Source organism: Bradyrhizobium sp. 18BD, from assembly GCF_054185225.1.
Genome location: NZ_JAVAYL010000003.1, coordinates 204,155 through 217,012, shown reverse-complemented (window position 1 = coordinate 217,012; position 12,858 = coordinate 204,155). Strand labels below are relative to the sequence as shown.

The window sequence follows — 12,858 nt, the reverse complement described above, 5'->3', positions numbered from 1 at the left end:
GTGGCCCTAAGTGAGGGCCAGACGGCGTTCCCGGCAAGGCCGCAACCACGCAATCCCATGCTGCTTTTGTGACGGCTGTATAGCGGTAGGGGCCGGAAACGTCACCTCCAGCTAACCCTCTCCACGGCGGAATCTTGCCGGTGTGGCATTTTTCTCCGCCGGCGGGCTCTGATCGCCGCGGCGGGAGCCCTTGGCGGCGATTTCGGCCACCAAAGTCGTGAGGCTGTTGACCGCATTCAGGGACAGTCCGGCGTCACCGCCGGAATCGCCCCGGGCCGATTCGGGCAGCACGGCGCGCTTGAAGCCGAGCTTGACCGCTTCCTTGAGCCGGGCCGGCGTCTGCGCCACCGGGCGGATCACGCCAGAGAGCGAAATCTCGCCGAAATAGACCGCATCGGTGGGTAACTGCGCATTAACCAGGGACGACACCAGCGCGGCCGCGGCGGCCATGTCGGCGGCCGGCTCGTGAATGCGCAGGCCGCCCGCGACGTTCAGATAGACGTCGTGGCCGGACAGCTTGACCCCGCAATGGGCCTCCAGCACCGCCAGCACCATGGAGAGCCGGCTCTGATCCCAGCCGACCACGGCGCGGCGCGGGGTGCCGAGCGAGGTCGGAGCCACCAGCGCCTGCAATTCGACCAGAACGGGCCGCGTGCCCTCGATGCCCGCGAAGACTGCGGTACCGGGCGTACCGAGGTCGCGCTCGGACAGGAACAGCTCGGAGGGGTTGGTGACCTCGCGCAGGCCAAGCCCCGTCATCTCGAACACGCCGATCTCGTCGGTCGGCCCGAAGCGGTTCTTCACGGCGCGCAGGATGCGGAATTGCTGCGAGCCTTCGCCCTCGAACGACAGCACCGCATCGACCATGTGCTCGACCACGCGCGGGCCGGCGATCTGGCCATCCTTGGTGACGTGGCCGACCAGGATGATGGCCGAGCCGGTCTTCTTGGCGAAGCGAATGAGCGCCTGCGCCGAGGCGCGGACCTGGGTGACGGTGCCGGGGGCCGATTCCACCGTGTCTGTCCACATCGTCTGGATCGAGTCGATTACGATCAGCCGCGGCACCGCGCCTTCCGACAGCGTCGAGACGATGTCCTCGACCGAGGTCTCGGCGGCGAGCTGCACCGGCGCATCCGACAGCCCGAGCCGCTCGGCGCGCAGCCGCACCTGGGCGACCGCTTCTTCGCCGGAGATGTAGACAATGCGATGGCCGGCGCGCGCCATCATGCTGGTGGCCTGCGTCAGCAGCGTCGACTTGCCGATGCCGGGATCGCCGCCGACCAGCAGCACCGAACCGCGGACGAAGCCGCCGCCGGTGACGCGGTCGAGCTCGGTCATCCCGGACGACAGGCGCGGCGCATCCGGGCTCTTTCCGGCAAGGCTCTCCAGCGCGAACGTCCGCCCCTTGCGCTTGGAGCGGATCGAGACCGGCACGCTGCCGCTGGTGTCTTCCTCGGCGAGCGTATTCCACTCGCCGCAGGACTCGCACTTGCCCTGCCAGCGGTTATAGGCCGCGCCGCAGTTCTGGCAGACGAAGGAAAGCGTGTTCTTGGCCATGGGATGATCGGGTCGGAGGGCTTGAGGTCTGCTGATAGCACGGAATGGCGGGCTGTGCCGCCGGCCACGCGCGCGCCCAATATCGCAATTCAACGCAACCAGTACACCCTTTGTTAGCTCTAGGCCGCCGCGCCGCGCCGGACTTTGCCAAATGTTAGCGGACATGGGTCCAGGTTCGGAACCGATACGGGGTGGCGAAAAGAATGACGATGTTTTTGCGCATATTGCTCGCCGTTGGCGTGGCGTGCGGCGTTGTGGCGCCAGCCGGCCCCGTCGTCGCGGCCGACGCCAAGCCCCTCCATATCGTTTTCGTCAATCCCGGCAAGACCGGCGAGGTCTATTGGGACATGGTCGCGCAGACCATGCAGGCCGCGGGCCGCAAGCTCGATGCGTATGTCGAGGTGCTGACCAGCGAGCGCAATTACCGCACCATGCAGGAGCTCGGGTTCGGTGTGGTGGCTCGCCCCGACAAGCCCGATTTCCTCATCCTGTCGAACGAGGAATCCGCCGCCGTTCCGGTCCTGGAGGCGGCCGAGGCTGCCGGCGTCAAGACGCTGCTGCTGTCGAACACGCTGATCGGCGAGGATGCCGCGCGTCTCGGGCCGCCGCGCCAGAAGCTCCAGACCTGGCTCGGCGACATCACGACCGATCTTGAGACCGCGGGCGCGCGGATGGCCAACGCGCTGATCAGCACGGCGCGCGCCGAGAAATGGCAGAGCCCGGACGGCAAGATCCACATTCTCGGCATCGGCGGCGACGAGATCACGCCGGCCTCGATCGCTCGCAACGCCGGCCTTCAGCTCGCCGCGAACGCCGCGCCCGACGTGGTGGTGGACCGGATGCTGTTTGCGAACTGGACGCAGTCGGAGGCCGAGCAGGTCACGGCGAATTATCTGGGCTGGGCCCAGCGCAAGGGAATCCGGCCCGCGGGCGTCTGGGCCGGCAACGATCCGATGGCGCTCGGGGCCATCAAGGCGATCTCGACGGCAGGGCTCGTGCCCGGCGAGGACATCCAGGTGGTCGGCCTCAACTGGTCGGAGGATGCGCTGCGCGCGATCAGGGCGGGGCGGCTGCTTCTCACCGATGGCGGCCACTTCCTGCTCGGCGGGTGGTCGATCGTGTTGCTCCGCGACTATGCGGATGGCTGCGATTTCGCGGCGACGTCGTCCCATGTCGAGGTCAAGACATCGGCGATCACCCGCGCAAACCTCGCCTCGATCGGCGACCTCATCAAGAGCCGTACGTTTGACCAGATCGATTTCGCGCGGTTCAGGGCGAAGGCGGGACGCTGCGGCCAATACGATTTCTCCATGGACGCGCTCATCTCGTCATTGGCGCCGCTCGAAGGTGCTGCTGACTGATGCGAAATGCTGACGACATGACCGATCCGAAGCGCGGTGCGCAGGCGGCGCCTTCGCGTTCGGTGGTCCGCGCGATGATCTGGGCCACCGTGCCGGTGCTGCTGCTGGTGCAGTTGCTCGCCTCCGCCGGTGTCGAGGTCTCCAGCTTCTGGTCGCAGATCAGGCAGCTCGACGCCCGTATCGCCCGCACGGCCGAGAGCCGCGCCGAGCTGATCGCCGAGCCTCTGTGGAAGATGCGCTACGACCAGGTCACGAACGTGCTCAACGAGATCATGCACGACGAGACCATCGCCGCCGCGGCCGTCTATGACGACACCGGCGTTGCGATCGCGCGCGTCGTGGCGCGTCCGGCGGATCAGGCGGTCTCGGAAGTCTCGCGTCCGATCAGCTACGCTAACGGCAACATCGCGGTACAGGCCGGGCGCATCGTGATCGCCTATTCCTATGCGACCGTCTATGCGGATACCGGCAGCCGGCTGATGCTTCTGTTGGTCGTCGGTCTGCTCGCGACGTTTGCGACGCTCATCGCGATGCGGATCTCGGCGAACATCTTCATCGGCAAGCCGCTCGCCGCGATCATGTCGGCGATCCAGCGCAGCAAGCAGGACGGGCGGGCCTATCCGGCCGACATCAAGTCGCTGAATGAGTTCGGCCAGCTCGCGCGTGCCTTCAACGCCATGCAGCACACGACATCGGGCGCGCTCGACCGGCTCGGCCATATGGCCGCGCACGACCCGCTCACGGGCCTGCCCAATCGCCGCTCGCTCTCCGAACAGCTGGTGACCTTAAGCAACGATGCCGGCTCGCCGGACTCCTTGATCGCGTTCTGCTTCATCGACCTCGACGATTTCAAGGGCATCAACGACACCTTCGGTCATGATGCCGGCGACAAGTTCCTGGTCCACATCTCCGAACGTCTTCGCGAGGCGGTCGAGCCGCAGGATTGGGTCGCGCGGCTCGGCGGCGACGAGTTCGTCGTGATCCGCCCCGAGGTCAGCAACCAGGCGACCGCGCAGGCGTTCGCGCGCCACTTGCTGGATGCGATTTCCGAACCGATCCGGCTCCACGACAAGCAGGTCGTGCCGCGCGCCAGTATCGGTCTTGCCGTGCGTCGCGCCGGCGATCCCGAGCTGTCTCACCTGCCGGCACTCGCCGACATCGCGCTCTACCATGCCAAGAGCAAGGCGCCCGGCACCGTCGCCGTGCTGGACGAGGCGCTGCAGCGCGACTATCGCCGCCGCAGGGATCTGGAGCTCGCGATTCCCACGGGCTTTGCCGAGGGACAGTTCGAGGTCTGGTATCAGAGCCAGGTCGACCTGGAGAGCCAGGCTGTCGTCGGTCTCGAAGCGCTGATCCGCTGGCGCCATCCCGAACATGGCGTGATCGGCCCCGGCGAATTCCTGCCGCTGATCGAGCGCAGCGGCAACAACGCAAGGCTGACGCGCTACGTGCTGACCGACGCCTGTCGCGCGCTGCAGCGTCTGGCGGCCGTCGGCAGGCCGAATATCCGGATCGCGATCAATCTGCCGCCGTCCGAACTCGCCGACCACTCGCTCGCCGCCGAGCTGCGCGCGATCTGCAAGAACTTCAATGTCGCGGCATCATTGCTGGAACTCGAGATCACCGAGGGTTCGCTGATCAACAACATTGCCAGCGCATCCGAGACGCTGCATCGCCTGCGGCGCCTCGGTGCCACCGTCGCGCTCGACGATTTCGGCACGGGCTATAGCTCGCTCGCGCATCTCAGGCGTTTCCCGCTGGACAAGGTCAAGATCGACAAGGCCTTCATCAGCGAGATTCCCGGCAGCGCGGAAGACAAGGCGATCGTCGGTGTCATTGCCTCGCTCGCCGGCACGCTAGGGCTGACCCTGGTCGCCGAAGGCATCGAGCGGGCCGAGCAGGCCGAGGCCATGCGCGAGATGGGCGTGAGGTTCGGGCAGGGCTATCTCTACCAGCGGCCGCAACCGCTCGAGGCCGTGCTGCAATGGCTCGAAGGGCAGCCCCGTGAAGGTCGCATCCGTGTCGACAGCCCGCCGATTGCGCCTGAATTCGCGGCTTGAGCGCAGTTACGGCTGCGTCGCGTTCCAGAGCATCGAGAGCCCGGCTGCGATCATGATCGCGTCCATCACCAGGCGGAACATGTCCGGTTTCAGGTGAAGCACGAAACGTTTTGCGATGAAGGCGCCGGCCATCAGCGAGGATCCCGCGATCAGACCCTTGATGAACACCTCCTGCGTCAGGGCGCCGAACCGTTCGAAGGTCACGGACTTCGCGAAGTAGAGGCCGAGCGAGGCGGCGGCCTCGGTTGCGAGGAAGGCGCCCCTGGACAGGCCATAGAACAGGAACAGCGGCACGCTGAGCGGGCCGGTCGAGACCACGATGCCGGTGAGATAACCGATGACCGCGCCGCCGATTGCGAGGTGCCAGAGATTGGCCTTGAGGTCGTGCCGGGCCAGCCAGTGCCGGGTCGGCACCATCGCGATCAGGAAGATACCGATGGCCAGATCGACGGCGTGCGAGGGCAGCGCCAGCAGCGTGCGCGCGCCGAGGACTGCGGCCGGAATGCCTGTCACCGAATAGGCTGCGCAGGCGCGCCAGTCGACCTCGCGCCACCAGGCCAGGATCCGCGAAAAATTCGCCATCACGGAGGCAACCGCCATGACTGGCACGGCTTCCTTCGGCCCATAGGCGTAGACCAGCACCGGCATCAGCATGATCGACGAGCCCGTGCCGACGATGCCTGAAATGGTTCCGGCGATGAGGCCGACGATGAGGACGAAGAGGAAGGCCAAGGGCAGGGCTCCGGGAATCGGAGCACTGTAACCGCGGACGACGCTAAGCGAGAGACGGAATCTTCGCCCGCATCGGCATGCCCCCCTGCGCACCCGGCGCGAGGCACTTCCGGGCCGCCGCGTCGCATCCGACCTGGAGTGCGGTTTGCAGCGGAACCCTCTCGTGGATCATCGCTGCGAAGGCACCGACAAAGGTGTCGCCAGCCCCGGTCGTGTCGACCGGCGTGATGCGCGGGGCGGGCGCACGCCAGCAGGTCCCGTCGGCTGCGACAGCCAGAGCGCCTTGCGCGCCGGCAGTCACGGTACAGGTGAGGTCGCCGATCCTGGCGAGCTCCGTGGCTGCAGTCGTGTAATCGGACGGGGCGAGGCCGACCGCCGCGGCCGCATCCAGCGCCTCGTGTTCGTTGACGATGAGATGATCGGTCACGGCGAGAAGCTCTGTAACCATCTCACGCGTCATCTTTTCCGGAACCGGTGCGAGGTTCCATATGACGGTGCCGGAAGCGGATGCTGTCCGGCGCGCAGCCTCGACTGCCTGCGCGAACGGCACCTCCATCTGGAGCACCAGCACCGTGTCGGGACCAAACAGCGCGGCGGGAAGGTCACTCGCGATCGCGGCCATGTTGGCGCCGCTCGCGACCGTGATGGCATTCTCGCCGGCTTGATCGACCGTGATGAAGGCGCAGCCGGTCGGCTCGCTTGTCCTGATGACGAGATCGATGTCGACATCGTTTGTGCGAAGGTTCTCGATCGCGCGGTCGCCAAATCCGTCTAAGCCGACACGACCGGCCATGCGCACTTGCCCGGGTCCCGCGATCCGCGCGGCGGCGACGGCCTGGTTGGCGCCCTTGCCGCCGAAATGGGTCTGGTAAGACGGTGCGAGCACGGTCCGGCCAGGACCAGGAATGACAGGCACCTGCGCGACCAGATCGATGTTGAGCGAGCCGAACACCAGGATCATGGCAGGCCGTCAGCCTTGCTCGTCCATGATGCGCAGCTTCTCCACGCGGCGGCGGAAATCCTCGTCGGTGGAGAATTCGGCGGAAAGATAGGACGAGACCAGATCGACGGCGAGCCAGGCGCCGACGATCTGCGCGCCGATGCACATCACGTTGACGTCGTCATGTTCGACGCTCTGATGGGCGGAATGGACGTCGTGGCACACCGCGGCGCGGATGCCCTTCATCTTGTTGGCGGCGATCGAGGCGCCGACGCCGGTGCCGCACACCATGATGCCGCGGGCGGCTTCACCCGACGTCACCTTCTGGGCGACAGCCCGCGCGATATCGGGGAAATCTACCGGCTTGTCGTCATGGGAGCCGACATCGACGACGTCGTGGCCAAGCTTGCGGATGTGGTCGATGACGGTCTGCTTGAGCGGCCAGCCGGCGTGGTCGGATCCGATAACGAGACGCATGTGATGTCCTTCTTGATTTTGCAGGGGCCGTGACAGCCGCCGAGCGGCTGTCACGATCGTTCTGGTGTTAGCTGCGCATGTCGGCCGGCAACTCGACCCCGTGGAACTTCTTGTAGATCGCGTTGAGCTTGCCGTTCTTGACGTTCTCGGTGATCCAGGCGTTTAGCTTGTCCATCAGGCGCTGCTCGCCCTTCTTCAGGCCGATGGCGAGATCGAAGGTCGCCAGCGGTATCCGGGATTCGAAGACGCGCGAGGGGTTCTTCACGCCGATCTGGTTGATGATCGTTGCGGACGAGGCGACGCAGTCGACCTGGCCGGAAACTGCCGCTGTCACCATGGTGGCGTCGTCGTCATAGCGAGCGATCTTCAGATCCTTGTCCTTCATGTTGGACAGGGTGGTGTCCTGCGTGGTGCCGCGCGAGACGCCGATCGATTTGTCCTTCAGGTCCGGCCAGTCCTTGACGATCGAGGACTTCAGGCAGCCGACGTCGGATTGCAGCGTCGCATAGCGCTTGGTGAAGTCGATCACCTTGGCGCGGTCGGGCGTCACAGACAGGGTCGAGATGATGATATCGGCCTTGCCGGTCAGCACGTTCGGGATGCGGGTCGCGCCGGTGGTCTGAATGAACTCGAGCTCAAGCCCCCAATCCTTGGCGAGCAGTTGTGCCACCTCGACGTCGGAGCCGGTGGGCTTCATGTTGCTGTCCATCATGCCTGAGGGCGGGATGGCGAGGTCGGTCGAGATACGGATCTTCTTGGCCTGCATGATGTCGTCGAGCAAATCGGCAGACGCAGGCGTTGCAGCCAGCATGACGAAGCCGCACAGCGCAGCTGCGGCTCCCAGCAGTTTTTCCTTAGTCATCCTTGGTCTCCTCTCCTTGTTATGATTTTAGATTTCCAGTGCCCACGAATTGCGTGAGTTCGGGTGTCGCCGGCGACGTCAGGATCGAGGCGGGGCCCGTCTCGTGGACCTTGCCGCGGTGCATGAACACGATCCGGTCGGCGATGCCTTTGGCAAAGCCCATCTCGTGGGTGACCATCACCATGGTCATACCGTCAGCCGCCAATTGCTCGATCACCTTCAGCACTTCGGCGGTGAGCTCGGGGTCGAGCGCCGAGGTGACCTCGTCGAACAGCATCACCTTCGGCTGCATCGCGAGCGAGCGTGCGATCGCGGCGCGCTGCTGCTGGCCGCCCGAAAGCTGCTCGGGGTAAGCGTGCAGCTTCTCCTCGAGCCCGACCTGCGCCAGCACTTTTCGCGCGAGATCCTTGGCTTGCGACGTCGGCATGCCTTTCACAGTGCAGGGCGCAAGCGTGATGTTCTGCTCGATCGTGAGGTGCGGAAACAGATTATAGCTCTGGAAAACGATGCCGACGTCCTGGCGGAGCGCGCGCAAATCGACGTCGGGACGATCGACGCGATGCCCGCAGACGACGATCTCGCCGCCGTCGACCTTCTCGAAACGGTCGATGCAGCGTAGCGCCGTGCTCTTGCCGGAGCCGGAGCGGCCGATCAGCGCCAGCACTTCGCCGCGCTGAACGGCAAAGGAGACGCCGTCGAGCACTCGCAGCGGACCAAAGCTCTTCTGCACGTCGCGGAGCGACACGATCGGTTCGGAGGCGGAAAGGTTTTGCTGCATGTCAGGCTGGCGCGAGGTTGGACCTGCCACGCCCCATCCGCTTCTCCAGCCTCTGGCTGGACAGGGAGAGGGGATAGCACATGGCGAAATAGGTGACGGCGATGATGGCGTAGATGGCGAAAGGCTCGAACAGCGAGTTGTTGACGATCTGGCCCGAGCGCATCAGCTCGACGAAACCGACGACGGAGGCGAGCGAGGTGTTCTTGATGATCTGCACCATGAAGCCGACGGTTGGTGGCGTCGCGATGCGGATCGCCTGAGGCAGGATCACCTTCAGCATGCGCTGGGTCCGGCTCAGCGCGAGACCTTCGGCAGCTTCCCATTGCGGCTTCGGCACCGACTGGATGCAGCCGCGCCAGATCTCGCCGAGATAGGCGGCAACATAGAGCGTCAGTGAAGCGCCGGCGGCAGCGAGGGGCGAGACCTTGAGGCCGATGGCGGCCAGGCCAAAATAACCGAGGAACAGGATCACGAGCAGCGGCGTGCCCTGGATCAGCTGGACATAGATGGCGCTGGCGATCCGTACCGATTTGAGCGGCGAGATGCGCGCCAGCGCGATCACGAAGCCGACAATGCCGCCGCCGATCAGCGCGATCACGGACAGGCCAACGGTCCACAGCGCGCCCTGACCGAGGAACATCAGGTGGTTGATGTTGAGATGTCCGCCCATGGTCATCTCACAACGGCGTGCCGAGCCGGCGGCGGCGCGGAAACAGCACGAGGCCGAGGCCCCAGAAGCCCGCGCGCATCACCAGCGACAGGATGACGTAGAGCACGGCGACGATGATGTAGGTCTCGAACGCGCGATAGGTGTCCGACTGGATGTAGTTCGCGACCGCCGTGAGCTCTTCCGCCGAGATCTGCGAGCAGACCGAGGAGGCCAGCATCAACAGCACGAACTGGCTGGTGAGCGCCGGATAGACCTTCTCGATCGCCGGCAGCAGGATGATGTGCCAGTAGATCTGCAGGCGCGACAGCGCCAGGCCTTCGGCGGCCTCGATCTGGCCGCGCGGGATTGCTTCGAAGCCGGCGCGCATGATCTCGGCGGTGTAGGCGCCGACATTGATCGTCAGCGCGGCGACGGCCACGGTGAACGCGGAGAATTTCAGCCCCAAGCTGGCGAGGCCGAAATAGACCAGGAAGATCTGCACCAGCAGCGGCGTGTTGCGGATCGCCTCGACATAGACCTTGCAGGCGCTGGCGATCGGCGCGCTTCGCGAGCCGCGGCCGACAGCTGCGAGCGTGCCGATCAGAGCGCCGAGCACGGTCGCAAAGAACGCCAACTCGAGCGTCAGCGCGGCGCCGGCCAGGAAACTTGGCCAACGCTCCAGCACTGCGGGAAAGTCGAGTTGGAGGCTCATCGTGTCAGGTTCAGCCGGTGGTCTGATTGGTCATGCGGTCATAGACGCGGAACAGCGCCTGGTTGCCGTTGCTGCCTTCGCCGTGAGCGCGCGCATCGACATACTGGCTGGTGACGAGCGCGGTGCCGGGCAGGGGCACGCTCAGCGCCTGCGCGTGCTCCTGCACCAGGCGGAGGTCCTTGAGCTGCAGGTCGATGCGAAAGCCGGCGGAGACGTCGCCCGCGATCATCGCGGGGCCGAGCTTGTCGAGCATCCAGGAGGCGGCGGAGCCGCCGAGCAGGACCCGGCGCAGCAGGTTGAGGTCGATACCCGAGGCGCGTCCGAGCGCGAGGGCTTCGCAGATCGCCTGGATGTTGATGCCGCAGATCAGTTGGTTGCAGAGCTTGACAGTCTGGCCGGCGCCGGAGGCGCCGACATGCGTGATGGTCGTGCCCATCGCGCGGAAGAACGGCTCGGCCTGTGCGAATGCGTCCGCATCGCCGCCGGCCATGATCGAGAGCGCGCCGTTCTTGGCGCCGACCGGTCCGCCCGAGACAGGTGCGTCGATGAAGCTGACACCGACCTTTTGCAGGTCAGCATGGATGCGGCGCACCGCAACCGGCGAGATCGTGCTCATGTCGACGACCAGCTTGCCGGATGGCGGCGACTTCAGCAGGCCCTGTTCGCCATAGATGGTCGCCTCGACATGGGGCGTGTCGGGCAGCATGGTGATGACGATGTCGGCGCCTTGCGCGGCATCGGCGGGGCTGTTGGCTCGTGTCGCTCCCTCCTTGACGCTGTCGGCCAAGGCGGTTTCGTTGAGATCGAAGATGCGAACCGCGTGGCCGGCCATCAGCAGGTTACGCACCATCTCCCGGCCCATGGTGCCGATGCCGATGAATCCGACGCTGCCCTTGTCATTCCGTCCCATGTTGTCAGTCCGTTTCTTGGTTGATTGTTGGCTTCTCGGTCGACTGATCTGCGATCAGCCTGAGGCGCTCTTGTCGAGGTCGCCGACAATGGCGCGTCTCCGATATTCGTCGCCGATGGCAAAATGCTTCCGCAACGTCGCGTCAGCGCGCTCGGGATCGCGCGCGATCACCGCTTCGAAGATGCGGCGGTGTTCGTCGATCAGATAGGTCTTCATCGAGGGGAAGGCCTGCACCAGCTCGCGGCGGCTGCGGTGCGAATGCGTCAGCAGACCTGCCAGCGAACCGTGCAAGACGGTCAGCGTCTCCGAATGAGCGGCGACGACGATGGCGCGGTGGAATTCGAAGTCGGCCATGCCGCCGGCATCGGCCTCGTCGATCGTCTCCCCGATCTTCGCGAGAGCGCGCTGCAGGCGTTCGAAATCGGCGATGTTGGCGCGCTCGCAGGCGAGCCGGATGGCCTGGCATTCGATTGCGACGCGCGCCTGCATGACGTCGTCGAGCATGTCCGCCTGCTGGGCAAGCGCGAAGGTGAAGAAGTCGTTCAGCACCGAGACGTCCGGCCGGGTTACCACGGTGCCGATGCGGTCGCGGATCTCGACGATGCCGAGCACGGTGAGGGCGCGCAGCGCCTCGCGGACGATCGGCCGGCTGACGCCAAGCAGGGTCGCCAGCTCACGCTCGGAAATCAGGCGATCGCCGGGCTTGAGCGAGCCCGCGAGCAGGCGCTCGCGCAGGAAGGCGAACACCTTCTCGAACCCTTTTTCCCCTTCGGCGGCCCGCTTGAGCTCCATTCCGGTCTCGTCTTGGTCTGATCTTGGTCAGACCAGTATGATAACCAGAGGAGGCGCGTCAAGGGGCTTGGTTAATCGCCGGTGATACCCCAGTCGCCAATCCGACCGGTTCCCCGGCCGGATCCTTAGAATTTGAAGCGTATTGCTTGGAGCGTTCGCTGAAAGAACGTTCGCTCAAAGAATTTGAGGCCCGGAATGCCCGATCATCACTCCTTCTCCGCCCTCGACCGCCATGCGGTGCTCGGCGGCTCCGACAATGGTTTCCCCTGGTATGCGGGCGCGATGCTCGCCGTCGAAGCCGGCGAGGTCGTGCGTCTGCGCTGCGAGAAGCTGAGCCATGGCGACGCGGCTGCGGGGCAGGAGGCCTTTCTGATGGTGAGCGAGAAGATCGCGGCGGCCGTCGAGGCCACCGTCAGCCTGCTCGGCGGTGCCACGCCGGCGGCGATCGTCCAGCGCTATCGCGAGCACGTCGCCGCGAATGCCAAGCGGCTGTCGGCGAACCAGGCTCCCTGACGGAACTCTCGCTGCTGACAGCATGTTGGCAGCAGGGGCCGGCTACGACCATCTCCTGACAAAAAGGGGAGCGGGTCATGCCGATCGAGGCAAGCTGTCATTGCGGTGAGACGGTGTTCGAGGTGACGGAGGCGCCTTCGAACGTGACGCGCTGCACCTGCTCGCTCTGTGCCAAGCGCGGTGCGCTGTGGGCCTATTACACCCCGGCGCAGTTTCGGCTGCTGTCACCGGCGGACAACGTCGCGACCTATCTCTGGGGCAGCCGGACGGTCAAACATCATTTTTGCGCGAGCGGCGGCTGCAGCACCTATTCGGAGTCGCCGGACTGGTCGAGCGGCAAGCCCGATTTCGACAATCCCAAGGTCGCCGTGAACGCGCGTTTGTTCGACGATTTCGATCTCGAGGCCGTGCCGGTGAACATGATCGACGGCAAGAATCTCTGGTGAGCATCTGTGGTGAGCATTCATGCTCACGCATGTCTGCCGCACCTTCGCGCTCTTGAGGCCATTCTGAAA

At 65.3% G+C, this 12,858-nt stretch carries 14 protein-coding genes; 4 read left to right on the top strand and 10 right to left on the bottom strand.

Translation table 11 applies throughout. The features are described from left to right. Positions 1-111: 111 nt before the first annotated feature. A complete protein-coding gene (gene radA, locus RAD16_RS07120; protein WP_326901723.1) occupies positions 112-1,557 on the bottom strand; it encodes a DNA repair protein RadA in 1,446 nt (481 codons plus the stop codon). Between the two features lie 203 nt (positions 1,558-1,760). Between radA and RAD16_RS07115 the strand changes: the two genes are divergently transcribed. Together RAD16_RS07115 and RAD16_RS07110 are read left to right on the top strand one after the other, a co-directional pair. Then, entirely contained in the window at positions 1,761-2,918 is a 1,158-nt protein-coding gene (locus RAD16_RS07115; protein WP_458157161.1) for an ABC transporter substrate-binding protein, read from the top strand. Further along, the gene (locus tag RAD16_RS07110) at positions 2,918-4,978 is read left to right on the top strand and encodes a putative bifunctional diguanylate cyclase/phosphodiesterase (protein WP_458157160.1); all 2,061 of its coding nucleotides are present in this window, start codon (positions 2,918-2,920) and stop codon (positions 4,976-4,978) included. Before RAD16_RS07115 ends, RAD16_RS07110 begins: the two co-directional genes overlap by 1 nt. Positions 4,979-4,984: 6 nt before the next feature. Here the strand turns inward: RAD16_RS07110 and RAD16_RS07105 are convergent, their stop codons facing one another. From RAD16_RS07105 to RAD16_RS07065, 9 genes are all read right to left on the bottom strand, one after another. Then, complete coding sequence (locus RAD16_RS07105; RefSeq protein ID WP_458157159.1) at positions 4,985-5,710, bottom strand: sulfite exporter TauE/SafE family protein; 726 nt, start codon at positions 5,708-5,710, stop codon at positions 4,985-4,987. Positions 5,711-5,753: 43 nt separating this feature from the next. Then, entirely contained in the window at positions 5,754-6,671 is a 918-nt protein-coding gene (locus RAD16_RS07100) for a ribokinase (protein ID WP_458157158.1), read from the bottom strand. Positions 6,672-6,680: 9 nt separating this feature from the next. Continuing rightward, complete coding sequence (gene rpiB, locus RAD16_RS07095) at positions 6,681-7,127, bottom strand: ribose 5-phosphate isomerase B (RefSeq protein WP_458157157.1); 447 nt, start codon at positions 7,125-7,127, stop codon at positions 6,681-6,683. A 67-nt stretch (positions 7,128-7,194) separates the two neighbouring features. Continuing rightward, positions 7,195-7,989, bottom strand: coding sequence for a transporter substrate-binding domain-containing protein (locus RAD16_RS07090; protein ID WP_458157156.1), 795 nt, complete (start codon positions 7,987-7,989; stop codon positions 7,195-7,197). A 19-nt stretch (positions 7,990-8,008) separates the two neighbouring features. Then, positions 8,009-8,767 carry an amino acid ABC transporter ATP-binding protein gene (locus RAD16_RS07085; RefSeq protein ID WP_458157408.1) on the bottom strand — a complete coding sequence of 253 codons (759 nt, stop codon included), beginning with the start codon at positions 8,765-8,767 and terminating at the stop codon, positions 8,009-8,011. 1 nt (position 8,768) lies between these two features. Beyond that, positions 8,769-9,437: an amino acid ABC transporter permease gene (locus RAD16_RS07080; RefSeq protein WP_458157155.1), complete on the bottom strand. Its 669-nt coding sequence runs from the start codon at positions 9,435-9,437 to the stop codon at positions 8,769-8,771. 7 nt (positions 9,438-9,444) lie between these two features. Then, positions 9,445-10,128 carry an amino acid ABC transporter permease gene (locus tag RAD16_RS07075; RefSeq protein WP_458157154.1) on the bottom strand — a complete coding sequence of 228 codons (684 nt, stop codon included), beginning with the start codon at positions 10,126-10,128 and terminating at the stop codon, positions 9,445-9,447. 10 nt (positions 10,129-10,138) lie between these two features. Next, positions 10,139-11,086 carry an NAD(P)-dependent oxidoreductase gene (locus tag RAD16_RS07070; RefSeq protein WP_458157407.1) on the bottom strand — a complete coding sequence of 316 codons (948 nt, stop codon included), beginning with the start codon at positions 11,084-11,086 and terminating at the stop codon, positions 10,139-10,141. Between the two features lie 6 nt (positions 11,087-11,092). Next, complete coding sequence (locus RAD16_RS07065; RefSeq protein ID WP_458157153.1) at positions 11,093-11,830, bottom strand: FadR/GntR family transcriptional regulator; 738 nt, start codon at positions 11,828-11,830, stop codon at positions 11,093-11,095. Positions 11,831-12,025: 195 nt separating this feature from the next. Between RAD16_RS07065 and RAD16_RS07060 the strand changes: the two genes are divergently transcribed. Then, entirely contained in the window at positions 12,026-12,343 is a 318-nt protein-coding gene (locus tag RAD16_RS07060) for a hypothetical protein (RefSeq protein ID WP_458157152.1), read from the top strand. Between the two features lie 77 nt (positions 12,344-12,420). Further along, positions 12,421-12,789: a GFA family protein gene (locus RAD16_RS07055; protein ID WP_458157151.1), complete on the top strand. Its 369-nt coding sequence runs from the start codon at positions 12,421-12,423 to the stop codon at positions 12,787-12,789. Positions 12,790-12,858: the final 69 nt, after the last annotated feature.

Bases quoted from the DNA above. Each gene is read 5' to 3' on its own strand.
- RAD16_RS07055 (WP_458157151.1), top strand. From the start codon at position 12,421: ATGCCGATCGAGGCAAGCTGTCATTGCGGTGAGACGGTGTTCGAGGTG.
- RAD16_RS07060 (WP_458157152.1), top strand. From the start codon at position 12,026: ATGCCCGATCATCACTCCTTCTCCGCCCTCGACCGCCATGCGGTGCTC.
- RAD16_RS07085 (WP_458157408.1), bottom strand. From the start codon at position 8,767: ATGCAGCAAAACCTTTCCGCCTCCGAACCGATCGTGTCGCTCCGCGAC.
- RAD16_RS07075 (WP_458157154.1), bottom strand. From the start codon at position 10,128: ATGAGCCTCCAACTCGACTTTCCCGCAGTGCTGGAGCGTTGGCCAAGT.
- rpiB (WP_458157157.1), bottom strand. From the start codon at position 7,127: ATGCGTCTCGTTATCGGATCCGACCACGCCGGCTGGCCGCTCAAGCAG.
- RAD16_RS07090 (WP_458157156.1), bottom strand. From the start codon at position 7,989: ATGACTAAGGAAAAACTGCTGGGAGCCGCAGCTGCGCTGTGCGGCTTC.
- RAD16_RS07065 (WP_458157153.1), bottom strand. From the start codon at position 11,830: ATGGAGCTCAAGCGGGCCGCCGAAGGGGAAAAAGGGTTCGAGAAGGTG.
- RAD16_RS07110 (WP_458157160.1), top strand. From the start codon at position 2,918: ATGCGAAATGCTGACGACATGACCGATCCGAAGCGCGGTGCGCAGGCG.
- RAD16_RS07080 (WP_458157155.1), bottom strand. From the start codon at position 9,437: ATGGGCGGACATCTCAACATCAACCACCTGATGTTCCTCGGTCAGGGC.
- radA (WP_326901723.1), bottom strand. From the start codon at position 1,557: ATGGCCAAGAACACGCTTTCCTTCGTCTGCCAGAACTGCGGCGCGGCC.
- RAD16_RS07100 (WP_458157158.1), bottom strand. From the start codon at position 6,671: ATGATCCTGGTGTTCGGCTCGCTCAACATCGATCTGGTCGCGCAGGTG.
- RAD16_RS07115 (WP_458157161.1), top strand. From the start codon at position 1,761: ATGACGATGTTTTTGCGCATATTGCTCGCCGTTGGCGTGGCGTGCGGC.